This window comes from Streptosporangium carneum (assembly GCF_027922005.1).
GTDB lineage: Bacteria > Actinomycetota > Actinomycetes > Streptosporangiales > Streptosporangiaceae > Streptosporangium > Streptosporangium carneum.
In genome coordinates, this window is the sequence record NZ_BSEV01000148.1 from 1 (window position 1) to 542 (window position 542).

General features: G+C 69.2%; 1 protein-coding gene. It reads right to left on the reverse strand.

Annotation, left to right across the window (positions count from 1 at the left end):
* The coding region (locus PKF00_RS45050; protein WP_498073069.1) for a thiamine pyrophosphate-binding protein at positions 1–542 on the reverse strand (542 nt) is incomplete at both ends.

Here is a 542-nt window from a genome sequence, read left to right on the forward strand (position 1 = left end):
AGCTGGGCAACAAAAGCGTCCGCCAGGTCGTGGTCGGCCAGGCGATCACGCCAGGCAGCGTGCGCGTCCGGAGAACCGGCGGCGCGCCAGGCGTCCAGGATGTCGGACGGCACTTCGAAGGCCGGGTGATCCCAGCCCAGCGCCTTGCGCGCGCCTGCGATCTCGTCCGGCCCCAGCGGCGAGCCGTGGCTGCCGGCGGTGCCGGCCTTCGTCGGCGCGCCATAGCCGATCGTCGTGCGGCAGGCGATCAGGACCGGCTTGTCGCTCGTCTTCGCCGCCTCGAGCGCCGCGTCGATCGCCTCCATGTCGTGACCGTCAATGCGCGACACGGCCCAGTTGGCCGCCTCGAAGCGCTTGAGGACATCGGTCGACTCGGAAAGCTGCGTCGGGCCGTCGATCGAGATCTCGTTGTCGTCCCACAGAACGCAAAGACGGTTCAACCCGAGATGGCCGGCCAGCGAGATCGCCTCGTGGCTGATGCCTTCCTGCAGGTCGCCGTCCGACGCGATGACCCAGGTGCGGTGATCGACGAGATCGTCGCC